We start from the raw sequence: 16,458 nt of genomic DNA on the forward strand, positions 1-16,458 counted from the left end.
AGCCAAAGGCCGCGCCATGCCACCGATTCACTTCACCACCCGTTTCAATCCCAAGCTGTATGAGCTGATGGCTGGTTACAGCCGCGAGCGTTTCATCCGCGATGTGGGCGCGGGGCTGACGGTGAGCGTGGTGGCGCTGCCGCTGGCGATGGCGTTTGCCATTGCTTCGGGGCTGGCGCCGCAGGCGGGGTTGTTCACGGCCATCATCGGCGGCTTTCTGGTGTCGCTGTTCAGCGGCTCGCGGGTGCAGATAGGCGGGCCTGCGGGGGCGTTCATTGTCATCGTGTACGGCATCGTGGAGCAGTACGGCGTGGGCGGGCTGCTGCTGGCCACGTTCATGTCCGGCGTCATGCTGTGGGCGATGGGCTTTTTGCGCATGGGGGTGTTGATCCAGTTCATTCCCGTGGCGGTCATCATCGGCTTTACCAATGGCATTGCGGTGCTGATCGGGCTGTCGCAAATCAAGGATTTTCTGGGCTTGCGCATCGAGGGCAAGATGCCTGCGGAGTTCTTCCCCATGCTGCAAACGCTGTGGCAGGCGCTGCCGAGCTGGAGTGCGCCGTCGCTGGCGGTGGCGCTGTTTGCGCTGGGCATCATCGTGCTGTGGCAGCAGGTGATGAAGCGCCGCGTGCAGTTGCCTGGCGATGCGGGCATGCTGCCGCGCGTTTCAGGCTCGCTGGCGCTGATTCCCGGCTCCATCGTGGCGCTGGTGGCGGCGACTTTGCTCAGCCATGGCCTGGGGCTGGATGTGGCCACCATCGGCAGCCGCTTTGGCGGCATTCCGCAGGGCTTGCCCAGCCTGACGGTGCCCGCTTTCAGTGTGGAAGGCGTCAAAGCCTTGATGCTGCCCGCCTTTACGCTGGCGGTGCTGGGGGCGATCGAGTCGCTGCTGTGCGCGCGCGTGGCCGACAAGCTCATTGGCGACAAGCACGATTCCAACCAGGAGCTGCTGGCGCAGGGCTTTGCCAATATGGTGGCGCCGTTTTTCGGCGGCATGCCGGTCACGGGCACCATCGCCCGCACCATGACCAACATCAAAAACGGTGGCAGCAGCCCGGTGGCGGGCATGGTGCATGCGCTGGGGCTGCTGCTGGTGGTGCTGGTGGCGGCGCCGTTGGCGCAGTACATCCCGCTGGCTGCGCTGTCGGCCATTCTCATGTTCGTGGCCTGGAACATGGGCGAGTGGCGCGAGTTCGCGCGCCTGCGCAGCTTCCGCCTGCCGTATCGCATCACGCTGCTGTCGGTGTTTGTGCTGACGGTGGTGGTGGATTTGACGGTGGCGATCGAGGTGGGGCTGTTTCTGGCCTGCTTGACGTTCATCTACCGCATCTCCAGCTTGAGTACGGCCGAGCGTTTTGTGCTGCCAGGCGATGACAAAGAGGGGGCGGCGGCAGCGCCGGGCGTGACGGCTTACCGCCTGACGGGGGCGATCTTTTTCGGCGCGGTGGAGCTGATTGGGGCCATGCGCGCAAACCTGCCGCAGCGCGCGCTGGTGCTGGATTTTTCCAGCGTGATTTACATCGACTCCTCCGGCGGCGAGGCGCTGGATGAGCTGCTCCAGGCCTGCCAGGACAAAGGCATCCCCATCCTGGTGTGCGGCTTGCGCCGCCAGCCGGTGGACATGCTCACGCGCACGCGCTGGCTGGCGCGGGTGGGTCAGGCCAACATTTGCGCGGATCTGCCCGCCGTGCAGGCGCGCTTGGCCAAGCTGTCGTGAATGGCCCTGTCCGCCAGCGGGGCAACGTGGCGGGCTTGGGGTAAACCCTAGAATGGCGCTTTCCCCTTCAGGAGGCTGCCATGACCCCATCTCTGTCATCTTTGCGTTTGTCCCTGTTGAGCCTGGCCGTGGCGGCCAGCGCGATGGCGTTGCCCGCCTGGGCGCAGGACGCCGAGGGCGCGCCGTTTACCGGCGGGCTGCCGGGTTACGAGGTCACGCCCGCGCCCAGGGAAATCGCCACGCTGGAGCGCGTGCGCCAGGAGCTGGTGGCCCCGCCGCGCGTGCCCGAGCACAGCCAGCAATCGCCCGCGCGCCCGCGTGTGGTGCAGGTGGATTTGCGCGTGGAGGAAAAGGAGATCGAGGTCGAGCCCGGCGTTTTCATGTGGGCCTTTACCTTCAACGGCTCCGTGCCCGGCCCGCTGATCGTGGTGCACGAGGGCGACTATGTGGAAGTCAAGCTGCAAAACCCGGCCCACAACCAACTGGTGCACAACATCGACTTTCACGCCTCCACCGGCGCCCTGGGCGCGGGCGATTTGACCCACGTTGCCCCGGGGCAAGAGGCCGTGGTGCGCTTCAAGGCCGACAAGCCCGGCATCTTCATCTACCACTGCGCGCCGGGCGCCTCCATGGTGCCCTGGCACGTGGTGCACGGCATGAATGGCGCCATCGTCGTGCTGCCCAAGGGCGGGCTGAAAGACAAGCACGGCAAGCCCTTGCGCTACGACAAGGCGTATTACATCGGCGAGCAGGATTTTTACCTGCCCAAGGATGCGCAAGGCCATTACAAGCGCTATGCCAGCGCCGTCGAATCCTTCAACGACGACAAAGAGGTGATGGACAAGCTCGTGCCCACGCACGTCGTCTTTGGCGACCGCAAGGAGGCCTACACCGGCGAAAACGCCCTGACGGCCAAAGTGGGCGAATCGGTGATGTTCTTTCACTCCCAGGCCAATCGCCCCTCCTATCCGCACCTCATCGGCGGGCACGGCGATTACGTCTGGGAGCGCGGCAACCTGGCCGACGCCCCGGCGCACGATCTGGAGAGCTGGGTCATCTCCGCAGGTTCGGCAGGCGCGGCGCTCTACACCTTCCGCCAGCCGGGCGTGTACGTTTACCTCAGCCACAACCTCATCGAAGCCTTCAACCTCGGTGCGCTGGCCGAAGTCAAAGTCGATGGCCGCTGGGACAACGGCTTGATGGAGCAGCTCGTGCCCCCGCGCGACATGGCGCCAGCCAAGGCCGATGAAACCAAGGTCAGCCCCGCCGCCGCCCAGACCGACAGCGCACCCAACGCAGCGCCAGCACCAGCGCCCGCAGCCAAATCCGAGGCCAAATCCGAGGCCAGCGGCCAGCGTTGATCGGGAGAGAACGCCATGCGCCACCCCCATCCCCCTTCGGCCCCCCCTCCACGGCCCATCTTGCGGCGCGCCTTGCCGTGGTTGATGGCGCTGGCTCTGGCCGCCGCTGGCGCATGGCCCCTGCGCCCGGCCCAGGCCCAAGCTGCGGCGGGCCAGGCCATCCATTTCACCCTCAACGGCCCCGCTGGCCCCGTGACCGAGCGCAGCCACCCCGGCAAGCACCTGCTGCTGGCCATTGGCTACACCACCTGCCCGGATATCTGCCCAACCACGCTGTACGAATGGGCGCAAACCCTGCAAACCATGCGCCGCCCCGAAGCCATCGCGCCCTTGTTCGTCAGCATCGACCCGGGCGACACGCCCCAGGCCTTGCAGACCTACACCCGTTTTTTCGATGAACGCATCGTCGGCTTGACGGGTGAGCCAGAGCGCATCCAGGCGCTGGCGCGCCAACTGGGCGCCACCTTCGGCTACCGCCTCAACGGCCAAAAGGTGGCGCAGCCCCAGCCAGGCTCCGGCTACGGCGTCTATCACAGCGCGCTGATCTACCTCATCGGCCCCGACCGCAAACTGATCGACGTGTTCGACTACCAAATCGGCGCCGAAGGCTTGACGGCTGCGCTGGACAAGGTGTTGGGCGATGCGCCCGCCAACACTTCCGGAAAATGAAAAAAGAATTCGACAGGCAAGCACTGACCATTATCCAGTCGCCCGGTTGCATTGGGGATTATTTAAATGGAGTGGGGGATATTTATGTGAAAAATGGATGGGGTGATGGGTACGATGAAAACATGCTCCGGAAAATGTTTTTGAGTGCCCATTATGTGGTTGTGATTCATTCGGGCTTGGTTATAGGCGTTACCAGGGCCTTGACGGATGATGTGTGTGTCACGCATTTTTCCGAAATTCTGGTGCATCCGGATTATCAAAGAAGTGGCGTTGCCCAGTTGATGGTGGAGTGTGTTTTGAAATGCCTGTCCCATACGTATATCTACGCGGAGGCTTTGACGGATATTGCCGCCAGGCTGCTTGAAAACAATGGATTCAAGCGAAAGCCGCAACTCCAAGTTTATGTGAAAGCAGGCTATTCCACATCTTGATTGCGGCTGGTGTAGGTATGTTGCATGTTGTAAATTTTACATATCAATAAAAATAAATTTTTTTATAAATATGCCAAAACATGCCTGTATTTTTTCTTTTGATGGATAAGTTGTCCCGGTCATGAGTCGTCGCCGCTTCCTCGCCACTGCTGCTGCCTGGCCCCTGGCCTGGGCGGCGGGGCGTGCCAGTTTGGCCGTTGAGGCCCAAGCGCCCGCCACATCCGCCAACCCGTCCGCCGCTACGCCCGCATCCGCCGCCGCCAAAGCCTCGCTGCACGCCCCCACGCGCTACGCCTTCGTGGCCGATCGCTTCAGCTACGCCATCAGCGTGGTGGAGATCGACACCGGCCGGCATGTGGACACCCTCAGCTTCGGCTTTCGTCCGCGCGTGTTCGAGATGGCGCGCGACGACGCCATGTTGGCCGTGGGCTCGCCCGAAGTGCCCGCCATCTGCCTGCACAACCTGCAAACGCGTCAGACGCACCGCCTGGCGCTGCCCTCGCCGCTGTACCAAATCTTCTTCGTACCGCAAACGCACCTGCTGGCCATCGGCATGCGCGATCAGGTCGGGCTGATCGACTACGAGCGCCTGAGCCTGACCGTGCTGGCCCGCCGCTTCGACTCGCCCCGGCGCGAGACGGCGCTCAACACCTATTACTCGCTGCTGTTCAGCTCCTTCAGCCAGACCTTCTGGGTGCTCGATGAGCTGCGCCCCAGTCTGTGGCGCCAGCCTGGCCCGGCCAGCGCCGCTGCGTCCGGGGCATCCGGGGCATTCAGTTGGCGGGAGAACTGGCAGCATTCCTGGCAAGAAGCCTGGCAGGAGATCGATCTGGCCGCCCACGTCCCCGGCGGCAGCGGCCTGGGCATTGGCGTGGCCAGCGCCGAGGATGCGCTGCTGGCGCTGACGGTGGACGATGGCTCCCAGGGCCTGCTGTACTTCCCCCGGACGGGCCGGGTGTGCTCCACCGGCCCCATGCGCCGCAGCGGCCACACCAACGAGCCGCTGCTCATGCCCTACATCGACGCCGCCAGCGCGCACGTGCTCTTTGGCGATGTGCAGGGCCACATGGCGCTGTTTGGGCTGGACGACGAAGCCGCCCGCAGCGGCCAGCGCGAGGTGCGGCCCGAGCGTTTTGTGCTGGATTTTTCGCCCCGCGTCATCCGCAGCGGCTGGCTGGACAGCACCTGGATCATCGGCGGCGACCGCGCCCTGCAACTGCAATCCTTTGCCGACCCGGCCGATCGCAAGCAGTTTCGCTTTCGCGAGGCCGTCACCGGCATCTGGGTCACGGGCGACAGCAAAACCGCCCTGGTCACCCTGGACGAAGGCCCCTCGCGCTTGTACCGCTACGACATCCGCACGCGCGAGCCGCTGGCCCCCATCTTCGTGCCCCACGTGGCCATGCCCGGCCTGGTGCGCATGGGCAGCAATAACAGCATCTGCTATTGAATTACAAATCAATATAAATTCTTTTTGATGCCCATCATGCCAAAATAGGGTGGTTTTTTTTCCTTTTGATTGGTAATTCAAGGGTTTGAAAAAGCCCGTCGCGCTGCCGCCTGTATGCCGATGCCTTTACAGTAGCCCCCCTTTCACTCATCCAACACCCGGCACCCTGGATATGACAGCACCAACATCCCCCTTCGACTTCGATCTGTTCGTCATCGGCGGCGGCTCTGGCGGCGTGCGCGCGGCGCGCATGGCGGCCCAGCGCGGCGCGCGCGTGGCACTGGCCGAGAGCGACCGCATGGGCGGCACCTGCGTCAACGTCGGCTGCATCCCCAAAAAGCTCTACAGCTATGCCGCGCATTACGCCGCCGCGTTTGAAGAAGCGCGCGGCTTTGGCTGGCAATTGCCCGCACCCGCCACGCTGGATTGGGCCGCGCTCAAAGCCGCCCGCGCCAAGGAAATCACGCGCCTGAACGGCGTGTACGAAGGGCTGATGGAAAAGGCCGGCGTGCAGCGCCTGCAAGGCCATGCCAGCCTGGCAGACAATGGCGCGGCCCACACCGTGCAGGTGCGCAGCGCCGATGGCGCGGCGGCCAGCTACACCGCGCGCCACATCCTCATCGCCACCGGCGGCACGCCGTTCGTGCCGGAGGATTTGCCCGGGCGCGAGCTGGCCATCACCTCCAACGACGTATTCGATCTGCCCGCTTTCCCCCGGCGTCTGGCCGTGGTGGGCGGCGGCTACATCGGTTGCGAGATGGCTTGCATCTTCCACGGCCTGGGCGCGCAGGTCACGCAGCTTTACCGGGGCGAGCAGGTCTTGCGCGGCTTTGACGACGAAGTGCGCGCCTTTGCCGCAGAAGAAATGCGCAAGCAAGGCATCGATTTGCGCCTGAACACCGATGTGCGCGCCATCGAGCAAGGCGCGCAGGGCCTGACGCTGACGCTCAGCGACGGCAGTCGCCTGCCAGTCGATGCCGTGCTGTACGCCACGGGCCGCCGTCCCCTGGTCGATGGCCTGAACCTGCCCGCGCTGGGCATCGCCCAACGCCGCAATGGCGCCATCGAGGTCAACGACCGCTTTGAAACCAGCGCCAGCGGCGTTTATGCCGTGGGCGATGTGGTCGGCCGCAAGGAGTTGACGCCCGTGGCCCTGGCCGAGGCGATGGCCCTGGTCGATGCGCTCTTTCCCCCGCCGCAGGGGCAAGAGGCGCGCCGCATGGCCTACGACAACATCCCCACGGCCATCTTCACCCACCCGCCCATTGGCACTGTGGGCCTGAGCGAGGAGCAGGCGCGTGAGGGCGGGCGCGCCATCCGCGTCTATCGCAGCGATTTCAAGCCGCTCAAGCACACCCTCTCGGGCAGCAGCGAGCGCACGCTGGTCAAGCTCATCGTCGATGACGCCAGCGACCGCGTGTTGGGCCTGCACATGGTGGGCGCCGATGCGGGCGAGATCGTGCAAGGCTTTGCCGTGGCCCTGCAATGCGGCGCGACCAAGGCGCAATTCGACGCCACGTTGGGCATTCACCCCACCAGCGCGGAGGAGTTCGTCACCCTGCGCGAAGTCAGCCGACGCTGAAAAGAGGGGCTGCTATCCATGTCCATGCACCTCACCGAGTTGTGGATTCACCCCGTCAAATCCATGCAAGGCCAGGCCGTGGCGGCGGCGCAGGTTGGCGCGCAAGGGCTGGCGGGCGACCGGCAATGGCTGTTGGCCGATGAGCGCGGGCGCTTCATCACCGCGCGCGAAGTGCCCGAGCTGCTGCTGTGGCAGCCCATGCCCCAGCCCGCAGACGCCAGCGGCCATGCATGCCTGCAACTGCGCGCGCCCGACGGCCAGGTGCGCAGCGTGAGCGCGGCCGATTACACCCACCCCGCCCCGGTCGCCGTCTGGCGCGATGCCTTTGGCGCCTGGGGCGGCCCGGCCCAAACCGATGCCTGGCTCAGCGAGCGCCTGGGCCGCGCCTGCCGCCTGTTTTATCTGGGCCAGTGCAGCCAGCGCGCACTGGCAGGCCAGCCGGGCCAGCCCTTGTCGTTTGCCGACAGCGCGCCGTTTCTGCTGTGCAGCCAGGCCTCGCTGGCGCAGCTCAACCGCGATATGCAGCAACTGCCTGGGCGCGAGCCGGTGACGATGCGCCGCTTTCGCCCCAACCTGGTGGTCGATGCTCTGGCCGATGGCCTGGCCCCGTATGCCGAAGACGGCTGGACGCGCTTGCGCATCGGGGCGCTGGAGTTTTCGCTCTACAAGCACTGCACGCGCTGCAAGATCGTCAACCTCGACCCGCACACCGCGCAGCTCTCGCCGGCCAAAGAGCCGCTGCAAACCCTGGCGCGCACGCACAAATTGCCCGCTGGCGTGTGCTTTGGCGTCCATCTCGTCGCCCACGGCGCGGGGCAGTTGCGCGTGGGCGATGCGGTGGAGTTGCTGGCTTAAAAAATTTCCAATTCATCAGCTTAAAAATCAAATCGCCCGTGGCACGTCTATAGCGCCACGGGCGATTTTTTGTATTTCCTTTGATTGGTAATGTTTGAGGGCCTGCTGGCGGCGAACTCAACTGCCGTGGGCGGCGCGCCAGGTTTGCGCCAGGGCTTGCACGCGCTGGCGCTCTTGCTCCAGCGGCAGCGCTTGCAGGGCGCGCTCAAGGGCCATGTCGGCCTGGGCCAGGGCCGCTTGCCGGAAGGCGGCATCGCCCAGCGTGGCCAGGCGCAGCAGGGCTTTTTGCAGCAGCGACTGGATTTCCACCATGCCCGCGCCGTCGCGCCCAATGAGCATGAAGGCGTCTTCAAACAAATCCTCCTCCCGCAGCGGCGGCACATGCACCAGGGGGTAGGTGGGCGCTTCATCGCCGTCCTCAGGTTCGGCCTCGGCCGCGGCGCTCGCCCACAGCGCCAGCAGGCGGGTCAGCCGCCCGATGACCTCAATGGCGGTGCCGGGGTCGTTGACGGCGGGCGAGAGCGCGCGCGAGGCGACCTCGCTCATCACCACCAGGCCAAAGCGCGGATCCTGGTCGAACGAGCGTTGCTGCTCAATGGCGAAGGCCTGGCGGATTTGCCCGGGCCAGTTCTGCATTTCCTGCTCGGGCGTGGCGGAGGCATCGGCATCCAGCGCCACCCAGGCCAGCGGCATGCCGGGATAGAGGAAGGTGCCGGGCAAAACGGCCAGATACACCTGCGCATGGTGCTCCTTGGCCCAATCCTGCAACTGCGTCATGTCGATGTGCTGCACATAGCCGATGTCATCGCCAGCAATGGGCAGGGCGTGGACGGGCAGGGCAACGTCTGGCGCCCAAGGCGCGCCGCCCAAATGGGGTGTTTTCAGCCAGCGCTCGATAGCGGCAGCGGCGGCGGATTCCACGCGGTTGGTGGTTTCGCCCAGACGGCCAAAGTGGGTCAAATGATCGATCCAGCGCAGCAGCGCCACCACAATCCAGGCGATGACGAAGATGGTGATGACAAACAGCACAAAACGTCCGCGCTCGCCATACGCGCCCGTTTGCATCACGATCAGGCCCACGATGCTGAACAGGAACGAGCCGATAAAGGTTGAAAGCACCGTTTGCGTCAGGCGGTCCTCCATCATCAGCGAGGTGGCCCGGGGCGAGACGCTGCCAGCGGCCGAGCTGTAGGCGCTGACCATGATGTTGAGCGAAAACGTCGTCACCGCCAGCATGCTGGAGGCGATGATGGACAGCAGCATCCCCACCGAATCGGCGCCAATCGTGTCGGGCAGATCCCAGGGCAGGTAGCGCTCGACAGTGGCGGCCAGAATCGCCGCCAGCACGCCGCCCACGCCAAACAAAGTCGTGCGCACCCACAACTGGCGCGCAAGCCGCGAAATCAACCATTGCCAACGGGACATGTTTTTGTGTGCCTCCAAGAAGGGGGGATTGGAAAAGGGGGCGATTTTTCCACGTCTGGAGAATTTTGCAGGGGGGCGCACAGCGCATAACACGCTCTATGATCCGCCCCCTTTGAGCCGCATCACGCAACACCCATCATGAAAATCATCATCCTCGGGGCAGGGCGCATCGGCCAGGCCGTGGCCGATAGCCTGGTGCTCGAACGCAACGACGTCACCGTGATCGATACCGACCGCGGCCGCCTGCTGGAGCTGGAATCGCGCTACGACCTGCGCGGCGTCACCGGCAACGGCACCGATCCGGCCGTGCTGGCCGAGGCGGGCGCGCGCGATACCGATTTGCTCATCGCCTGCGCCGCTTCGGATGAAGTCAACCTCGTGTGCTGCAAAGTCGCGCACATGCTGTTCCAAATCCCCGTGCGCATTGCGCGTGTGCGCTCGCGCGCCTGGGCCGACGAGGCGCTGCTCACCCCCGAAGGCTTTGCGGTGGACCAATGCCTGCGCCCGGAGGACTCGCTCACGCGCTACCTGGCGCGGCTGGTGGAATTTCCCCAGGCGCTGCAAGTGCGCGAGTTCGCGGGCGGGCGCGCCATTCTCACTGCCGCGCGCGCGCGCGCCGCTGCGCCCATGACCAGCCGCACCATTGGCGAAATCCGCGCCCTCATGCCCGATTTGCCCATGCGCATCGTCGCCATCTACCGCCGCTTTGCCGACCAGCCCGACCGCTTCGTGCCCGCCAGCGGCAGCACCCGCGTAGAGCCCGATGACGAAGTGTTCCTACTCACCACGCGCGAGCACGCCGCCGAAGTTTTGCCCCTGCTGACCAAGCCCATCGAAGCGCCCAGCCCCACCGTGCGGCGCATCATGATCGTCGATGGCGGCGTCGTCGCCCTCAAGCTCGCCCAGCAGTTGCACCACGCGCGCAAAGGCTATTACCGCATCAAAGTCGTCGAGCGCGACCGCGACGAAGCCGCCGCCCTCACGGCCAACCTGCCCGATGACGTGCTGCTGTTTCACGCCGAAGGCACGGATGAGGACTTCCTCCAGCAAGAAGGCATTGAAGAAATCGATCTGCTGCTGGCCCTCTCCGACGACGACGAAACCAACATCATGAGCTGCCTGCTGGCCAAGCGCATGGGCGCCAAGCGCGTGCTGGCGCTCATCAACCAGCGCAGCTATGCCGACCTGATGCACGGCACGCAAATCGACATCGCCCTCACCCCCGAACAAGCCATGCTGGGCGAGTTGATGACCTACGTGCGCCAGAGCTACGTGCAAACCGTGCACAGCTTGCGCCGGGGCGTGGCCGAAGCGCTGGAGCTGGTGGTGCGCGGCGACCGCAAAACCTCCTCCGTCGTGGGCCGCAAAGTGGGCGATTTGCGCCTGCCGCGCGACGTGCACATGGGCTTGATTGTGCGCGGCCTGCAAGAAGAAGCGCCCGAGCACACGGGGCAAGCCAGCGCTGCTGCTACCGTCGCTGCCGCTCCGGCGGCCAGCGCCATCGCCGCTGCCGCCCGCGAAGTCGTCGATGCCGCCGGGCCGCTGCTGGCCGAAGACGCCAAACCCACCGAGCCGGCCGCCTTGCCGCTCACCCAGCCCGCCCCGCTCACGCCCCCGCAAGAGCGGGCCATCACCGTGGATTGCCCCGCCCAGCCCGGCGACTCCTGCCAAGGCGTGCAAATCATCTTCCCCAAGCGCGAGACGGTGATTGAAACGGGCGATCACGTCGTCTTCTTCCTGCCCCACAAACGCCTGGTGCGCGAAATCGAGCGCACTTTCAGCGTGAAGCCGACGTTTTTTTGAGGGGGTTCTCCCTCCCGTGCGCAGGAAGGTGAACGGGGGGGGGCTATGTGAAAATCTTTGATTACATATCAAAGAAAAATAAAAAATGCTGTTTCGGCAATTCTGTATTCAAATCAAATTTTTTTGATTTGAAATAAGAAGGCGCCTTGACCTTGAGGGCGTGGGGCCGACGCTGGGTTGGCTTATTGCGCTGCCAGCTCATACCCCGTACTACGCCCCCCGCCCGGGGTTTTCCGGAGCGCCCCCAGCTCCAGCAGTTGTGTGATGTCGCGCAGGGCGGTGTCGGGCGAGCATTTGGCGATGGCGGCCCATTTGCTGCTGGTCAATTTGCCGTCGAAGCCGTCGAGCAGGCGGTTGAGCAGCTTGAGCTGCCGTTCATTCATCGGTTGGTCTGCCCAGCGTTGCCAAAAGCGCGCCTTGCGCAGCACCGCATCCAGGGTGTCTTGAGCGCTGGCCACGGCGCGGCCGAGCGCGCCCAGAAACCATGACAGCCAGCCGGTCACGTCGAGCGAGCCTTTCTGGGTTTGCTCCAGCGCTTCGTAATAGTCTTTGCGCTCCCGCTGGATTTGGGCCGAGAGGCTGTAAAAGCGTTGCGCGCTGCCATCGGCGCGGGCCAGGAACAGGTCGCCCACGGCGCGGGCGATGCGGCCGTTGCCATCGTCGAAGGGGTGCAGCGTGACGAACCAGAGGTGCGCCAACCCGGCCTTGATGAGTGCAGGCTCGCCCGTTTCGGCATTGGCCCAGGCCAGAAAGCGCTCAATCTCGGCGGCCAGCGCCTGCGCAGGCGGGGCCTGAAAGTGCACTTTGCGCCGACCTGGTGGCCCTGACACCACTTGCATGGGGCCTTGGGCATCGGTGCGCCATTGGCCGACTTCAATCTGGTGCAGGCCGGAGTAGCCGGTGGGAAACAAGGCGGCGTGCCAGCCCAACAGGCGCTGGGCTGTCAGGGGGGCGGTGGCGCGGGTGGTTGCATCCAGCATCATTTCCACCACGCCTTCCACATGCCTGTCCACGGGGGCCAGGGCGCCGATGTCCACGCCCATGCGGCGGGCGATGGAGGAGCGCACCGATTGCGCGTTGAGGATTTCGCCTTCGATTTCGCTGGTTTTGAGTACGTCCTCGGTCAAGGCGGCCAGACTGGCCTGGTCGCGCAGCGCCATTCCGACGTCGGCCAAGCGCCCGAGCAAAAGCCCTTGGGCGAGGCTGACGTCGGTCAATGGCCCGGTCAGCGCCGCCAGGTCGTAGCGCCATTGCGGCCAATCGGGGGCCTGCCAGATGTAGGTTGTTGCTGCTGGATTCATGCGGGGATTGGACACGCGATGGGGGGCGGAGGCAATGCATTCTCCGCACACAATGCGGGGAATGCGCGTTGATTCACCGCATGGCTTGGTGGTGCGCCAAAGCGCCTGGTCAGCGGGCTGCTTGCTGCAACGGCGGCAACTGCTGCAAATCTTCGCGTGTGAGGGCGAGCACCTGGTCGTTGCCGGCGTCGGTTTCCAGCCACAGGGGGGTGAGCTGGGGGAAGGCGCGCTCGAAGTGGGGGCGTTCGTGGCCGATTTCCAGCACCAGCGGGGCGTGCGGCTGCATGTAGGGCGGCAGGGCGTGCAGCAGGGTGCGGATGAAGTCCATGCCGTCGGGGCCGCCTGCGAGGGCCAGGTCTGGCTCGGCGCGGTATTCGGGCGGCAGGGCGGCCATGCTTTGGCTGTTGACGTAGGGCGGGTTGCAGAGGATGAGGTGGTAGCGGTCGCGGGCGGGGTCGAGCGCTTGCAGGCCGTCGGATTGGATGAGGCGCACGCGCTCTTGCACGCCGTGTTTGCGGCAGTTGATGGCGGCGACGGCCAGGGCGTCGGCGCTGATGTCGAGGGCGTCGATGCGGGCGTCGGGCCAGGCCAGGGCGGCGATGATGGCGAGGCTGCCGTTGCCGGTGCACAGGTCCAGCACGCGGGGGGCGTTTTCGGCGGTGTGCTCCGGGGCGGGCGCGGGCAGCCAGGCGTCGAAGTGGCCGTCCAGCAGGGGGGCGGCGATGAGGCTGCGGGGGATGATGGCGCGCTCGTCGATGTAGAAGGGCAGGCCGTGCAGCCAGGCTTCTTGCGTGAGGTAGGCGGCGGGGGTGCGCTCGGCGATGCGCCGCTCGATGAGGGCGAGGGCGGCGGCTTGTTGCGGCGCGGCGATGGGGGTGTTGCCTGTGGGGCCGTCCAGGTCGGTGTCCAGCGGCAGGCCCAGGCGCCAGAGCACGAGCCAGGCGGCTTCGTCCCAGGCGTTGGTGGTGCCGTGGCCGTAGCTGAGCTGGGCGGCATCAAGCTGGCGGGCGGCTTGGGCGACGAGTTGGGCCAGGGAGAGGGGGGCGTTGGCAGGCATGGCGGGCGGTTTGTTTTTATCAATCAATAAGAAAATTCACATACTGATAATGTTGCCTAAACAAGGCGATTTCATTTCTCTTGATTGGTGTTTTGCGGGTGGTTTTGCAGGGGCTGGCTGCGCAGGCGGGTTTTATGCGTGGGTGGGGGCGCTGGGTTCGTTGAGGTTTTCCAGCGCGCGCAGGTAGATGCGGGTGAGGGTTTCGAGATCGGCCAGAGCGAGGTTTTCGTCGATTTTGTGGATGCTGGCGTTGGGCGGGCCCAGCTCGATGACTTGGGGGCAGAGGGTGGCGATGAAGCGCCCGTCGCTGGTGCCGCCGCTGGTGGAGAGTTGGGCGCGCAGGCCAGTGGTGCGGTTGATGGCGCGTTGCACGGCGTCCACCAGCGTGCCGGGGGGGGTGAAAAAGGGCTGGCCGCCCAGTGTCCATTGCAGGGTGTATTGCAGGCCGTGGCGATCGAGCAGGGCGTGCACGCGCTCGCGCAGGCTGGCTTCGCTGGATTCGGGGCTGAAGCGGAAGTTGAAATCCACCGCCAAGTCGCCGGGGATGACGTTGGTGGCGCCGGTGCCGGCGTGGATGTTGCTGATTTGCCAGCTTGTTGGGGGGAAGTAGTCGTTGCCCGCATCCCATTGGGTGGCGGCCAGCTCGGCCAGGGCGGGCAGGGCCTGGTGGATGGGGTTGCGCGCCAGGTGCGGATAGGCGATGTGGCCCTGGATGCCGTGGATGGTCAGGCGGGCGCTGAGCGAGCCGCGGCGGCCGTTTTTGAGCATGTCGCCCGTGCGCTCGACGGCGGTGGGTTCGCCCACGATGCAGTAATCGAGCCGCTCGCCGCGCGCGCGCAGGGTTTCGACGACGAAGGTGGTGCCGTGGGTGGCGGGGCCTTCTTCGTCGCTGGTTAGCAGCAGGGCCAGGCGCAGGTTGGGGGCGGGGTTTTTTTGCAGAAAGTGTTCGAGGGCGATGACGAAGGCGGCGATGGAGCCTTTCATGTCGCTGGCGCCGCGCCCGTAGAGGCGGCCATCGCGCACGGTGGGATCAAACGGTGGGCTTTGCCATTGCGCCAGCGGGCCGGGGGGCACGACGTCGGTATGCCCGGCAAAGACGAGGGTGGGCGCATCGGGCGTGGCGCCAGGGCGGGTGGCCCAGAGGTTGGTGACTTGCGCGCTGCCGTCGCCCGCGGGCAGCCATTCGAGCGCAAAACCCAGCGCCAGCAGGCGCTCGCCCAGCAGGGCTTGGCAGCCTGCGTCATCGGGGGTGACGGAGGGCTGGGCGATCAGTTGCTTGAGCAGGGCGAGGGCTTGGTTGAGCGCGGAAGTCATGGCGGATTCGGCGGGGCTGGGGGTGTGGTCGGTGGTCAAGGTGTGGGGCAGGGCAGGGGCCAATGGGCTAAGGGATGGGGCCGGTTGCATCGGTTGGTGCAGCGGTGTTTTTATTGCAAATCATTAGGCAAATAAAATTGCCTTTTTCGGCATGATGGTATTTGTTGTGATTTTCCTTTGATTGGATTGGATGGGCGGGCTTGGCTCGCCGGGGTGAGGGTTGATCCTAACCGATGGTGTGGCGTGCGCGAGGGGGTGCGGGGGCGTAAAAAAGCAGATGCGGCCTGGGGCGGCATCTGCTGTTGCTAGGCGCGCGGCGGCGGTGCGCTGCGCGGGTGAGTTCAAGGGGGTTAAGCCAAGGCGGCTTTGGCGGCGGCGTAGTCAGGCTCTTGGGCGATTTCGGGCACGAGCTGCACGTGCAGGACTTTGTCGTTCTCATCGAGCACGAGCACGGCGCGGGCGGTCACGCCTGCCAGTGGGCCGCTGGCCAGCTCCACGCCATAGTCTTTCATGAAGCGCGCGCCGCGCATGGTGGAGAGGTTGACGACGTTGCTCAGCCCTTCGGCACCGCAAAAGCGCGCCTGGGCAAAGGGCAGGTCGGCGGAGATGCACAGCACGACGGTGTTGGGCAGGCTGGCCGCCTCCTGGTTGAAGGCGCGCACGGAGGCGGCGCACACGGGCGTATCGACGCTGGGGAAGATGTTGAGCACTTTGCGCTTGCCCGCGAATTGGGCCAGCGTGACATCGCTCAAATCGCTGCCCACCAGCGTGAAAGCGGGGGCGGTTTGGCCGACTTGGGGCAGCGCGCCAGCCAGTTCGACGGGGTTGCCTTTGAGGGTGACTTGGGTCATGGGCTTGATCCTTTCTAGGGGGTGATGAAATCAAGGAGGGGGGAATGGGTGCAAAGCGGCCACTGGGCGCGCTCTTGCATTGCGGATTCTTGCATTGCTGGATGGCCGTTGCTGGCGGCGGGGCAATGCGGGGTGCGATGTGCGGCCTTTGAGCGCGCTCTTAGCCCGGCGGCGTGTGGGCGTGGACGTTTTGCGGCGGGGGCGGCGCTGTGGCGGCTTGCTGGGCTTGCTCGGTCATGCCGTGCAGGATGCCGCAATGGGCCACGTCGCGCTGCTCGGCGCAGCGTGCGCGCAGGGCCTGGAGCTGGCGCTTGAGGGCGCTCAGCTCGCGGATGCGTTGGCCGATGTGGCGGATGTGTTCGTCCACCAGCGCGTTGACGGCGCCGCAATTGGCGCAGGGCTGCTCGCGCCAGCGCAAAAGGGTCTTGATTTCTTGCAGCGACAGGCCCAGCCCCCGGCCCTGGCGGATGAAGGCCAGTTGCTCGGCGTGCTGCGGCCCGTAGCAGCGCCAGTTGCTGTCGCTGCGCGCGGGGGCGGGCAGCAGGCCCTCGCGCTCGTAATAGCGGATGGTGTCAACTGGGGTGGCGGTGGCGCGGGCCAGTTCGCTGATTTTCATGGGACGGGCAGGGACTGAAAAAACCG

14 protein-coding genes are annotated in these 16,458 nt (G+C 65.4%); 8 read left to right on the forward strand and 6 right to left on the reverse strand.

Annotated elements, in window-relative coordinates; translation table 11 throughout:
* Positions 1 to 16 precede the first annotated feature (16 nt).
* The 7 genes from EBQ26_RS05930 to EBQ26_RS05960 all read left to right on the forward strand — a co-directional run bounded on the left by EBQ26_RS05930 (position 17) and on the right by EBQ26_RS05960 (position 8,065).
* Positions 17 to 1,717, forward strand: a complete 1,701-nt coding sequence (locus EBQ26_RS05930; RefSeq protein WP_122238202.1) for a SulP family inorganic anion transporter — start codon at positions 17 to 19, stop codon at positions 1,715 to 1,717.
* Between the two features lie 80 nt (positions 1,718 to 1,797).
* The gene (gene nirK, locus EBQ26_RS05935) at positions 1,798 to 3,078 is read left to right on the forward strand and encodes a copper-containing nitrite reductase (RefSeq protein ID WP_122238100.1); all 1,281 of its coding nucleotides are present in this window, start codon (positions 1,798 to 1,800) and stop codon (positions 3,076 to 3,078) included.
* A 15-nt stretch (positions 3,079 to 3,093) separates the two neighbouring features.
* A complete protein-coding gene (locus tag EBQ26_RS05940; RefSeq protein ID WP_238944175.1) occupies positions 3,094 to 3,747 on the forward strand; it encodes an SCO family protein in 654 nt (217 codons plus the stop codon).
* Positions 3,744 to 4,178, forward strand: coding sequence for a GNAT family N-acetyltransferase (locus EBQ26_RS05945; protein WP_122238102.1), 435 nt, complete (start codon positions 3,744 to 3,746; stop codon positions 4,176 to 4,178). Before EBQ26_RS05940 ends, EBQ26_RS05945 begins: the two co-directional genes overlap by 4 nt.
* 121 nt (positions 4,179 to 4,299) lie before the next feature.
* A complete protein-coding gene (locus tag EBQ26_RS05950) occupies positions 4,300 to 5,628 on the forward strand; it encodes a YncE family protein (protein WP_122238103.1) in 1,329 nt (442 codons plus the stop codon).
* A gap of 172 nt (positions 5,629 to 5,800) precedes the next feature.
* Positions 5,801 to 7,210, forward strand: coding sequence for a glutathione-disulfide reductase (gene gorA / locus EBQ26_RS05955; protein WP_122238104.1), 1,410 nt, complete (start codon positions 5,801 to 5,803; stop codon positions 7,208 to 7,210).
* Between the two features lie 18 nt (positions 7,211 to 7,228).
* The gene (locus EBQ26_RS05960) at positions 7,229 to 8,065 is read left to right on the forward strand and encodes an MOSC domain-containing protein (protein WP_122238105.1); all 837 of its coding nucleotides are present in this window, start codon (positions 7,229 to 7,231) and stop codon (positions 8,063 to 8,065) included.
* Between the two features lie 117 nt (positions 8,066 to 8,182).
* Here EBQ26_RS05960 and EBQ26_RS05965 read toward each other — a convergent pair whose 3' ends face one another.
* Positions 8,183 to 9,490, reverse strand: a complete 1,308-nt coding sequence (locus EBQ26_RS05965; protein WP_122238203.1) for a DUF2254 domain-containing protein — start codon at positions 9,488 to 9,490, stop codon at positions 8,183 to 8,185.
* A 138-nt stretch (positions 9,491 to 9,628) separates the two neighbouring features.
* Between EBQ26_RS05965 and trkA the strand changes: the two genes are divergently transcribed.
* Positions 9,629 to 11,293, forward strand: a complete 1,665-nt coding sequence (gene trkA, locus EBQ26_RS05970) for a Trk system potassium transporter TrkA (protein ID WP_122238106.1) — start codon at positions 9,629 to 9,631, stop codon at positions 11,291 to 11,293.
* Between the two features lie 182 nt (positions 11,294 to 11,475).
* Here the strand turns inward: trkA and EBQ26_RS05975 are convergent, their stop codons facing one another.
* The 5 genes from EBQ26_RS05975 to cadR all read right to left on the reverse strand — a co-directional run bounded on the left by EBQ26_RS05975 (position 11,476) and on the right by cadR (position 16,432).
* Positions 11,476 to 12,594, reverse strand: coding sequence for a Fic family protein (locus tag EBQ26_RS05975; protein ID WP_122238107.1), 1,119 nt, complete (start codon positions 12,592 to 12,594; stop codon positions 11,476 to 11,478).
* 109 nt (positions 12,595 to 12,703) lie between these two features.
* Positions 12,704 to 13,651, reverse strand: coding sequence for a 50S ribosomal protein L3 N(5)-glutamine methyltransferase (prmB, locus tag EBQ26_RS05980; protein WP_122238204.1), 948 nt, complete (start codon positions 13,649 to 13,651; stop codon positions 12,704 to 12,706).
* A 132-nt stretch (positions 13,652 to 13,783) separates the two neighbouring features.
* Positions 13,784 to 14,965 (reverse strand): succinyl-diaminopimelate desuccinylase, encoded by a 1,182-nt coding sequence (dapE, locus tag EBQ26_RS05985; protein WP_122238205.1) that lies wholly within the window; start codon positions 14,963 to 14,965, stop codon positions 13,784 to 13,786.
* Positions 14,966 to 15,315: 350 nt separating this feature from the next.
* Entirely contained in the window at positions 15,316 to 15,816 is a 501-nt protein-coding gene (gene tpx, locus EBQ26_RS05990; protein ID WP_122238108.1) for a thiol peroxidase, read from the reverse strand.
* 160 nt (positions 15,817 to 15,976) lie between these two features.
* The gene (gene cadR / locus EBQ26_RS05995; protein ID WP_122238109.1) at positions 15,977 to 16,432 is read right to left on the reverse strand and encodes a Cd(II)/Pb(II)-responsive transcriptional regulator; all 456 of its coding nucleotides are present in this window, start codon (positions 16,430 to 16,432) and stop codon (positions 15,977 to 15,979) included.
* Positions 16,433 to 16,458: the final 26 nt, after the last annotated feature.

Source organism: Allofranklinella schreckenbergeri, from assembly GCF_003703475.1.
GTDB lineage: Bacteria > Pseudomonadota > Gammaproteobacteria > Burkholderiales > Burkholderiaceae_C > Lampropedia > Lampropedia schreckenbergeri.

Excerpts from the sequence above, each read along its gene's own strand:
- cadR (WP_122238109.1), bottom strand. The coding sequence starts at position 16,432 with ATGAAAATCAGCGAACTGGCCCGCGCCACCGCCACCCCAGTTGACACC.
- dapE (WP_122238205.1), bottom strand. The coding sequence starts at position 14,965 with ATGACTTCCGCGCTCAACCAAGCCCTCGCCCTGCTCAAGCAACTGATC.
- EBQ26_RS05945 (WP_122238102.1), top strand. The coding sequence starts at position 3,744 with ATGAAAAAAGAATTCGACAGGCAAGCACTGACCATTATCCAGTCGCCC.
- tpx (WP_122238108.1), bottom strand. The coding sequence starts at position 15,816 with ATGACCCAAGTCACCCTCAAAGGCAACCCCGTCGAACTGGCTGGCGCG.
- EBQ26_RS05960 (WP_122238105.1), top strand. The coding sequence starts at position 7,229 with ATGTCCATGCACCTCACCGAGTTGTGGATTCACCCCGTCAAATCCATG.
- gorA (WP_122238104.1), top strand. The coding sequence starts at position 5,801 with ATGACAGCACCAACATCCCCCTTCGACTTCGATCTGTTCGTCATCGGC.
- EBQ26_RS05930 (WP_122238202.1), top strand. The coding sequence starts at position 17 with ATGCCACCGATTCACTTCACCACCCGTTTCAATCCCAAGCTGTATGAG.
- trkA (WP_122238106.1), top strand. The coding sequence starts at position 9,629 with ATGAAAATCATCATCCTCGGGGCAGGGCGCATCGGCCAGGCCGTGGCC.
- nirK (WP_122238100.1), top strand. The coding sequence starts at position 1,798 with ATGACCCCATCTCTGTCATCTTTGCGTTTGTCCCTGTTGAGCCTGGCC.
- EBQ26_RS05965 (WP_122238203.1), bottom strand. The coding sequence starts at position 9,490 with ATGTCCCGTTGGCAATGGTTGATTTCGCGGCTTGCGCGCCAGTTGTGG.
- EBQ26_RS05975 (WP_122238107.1), bottom strand. The coding sequence starts at position 12,594 with ATGAATCCAGCAGCAACAACCTACATCTGGCAGGCCCCCGATTGGCCG.
- prmB (WP_122238204.1), bottom strand. The coding sequence starts at position 13,651 with ATGCCTGCCAACGCCCCCCTCTCCCTGGCCCAACTCGTCGCCCAAGCC.
- EBQ26_RS05950 (WP_122238103.1), top strand. The coding sequence starts at position 4,300 with ATGAGTCGTCGCCGCTTCCTCGCCACTGCTGCTGCCTGGCCCCTGGCC.
- EBQ26_RS05940 (WP_238944175.1), top strand. The coding sequence starts at position 3,094 with ATGCGCCACCCCCATCCCCCTTCGGCCCCCCCTCCACGGCCCATCTTG.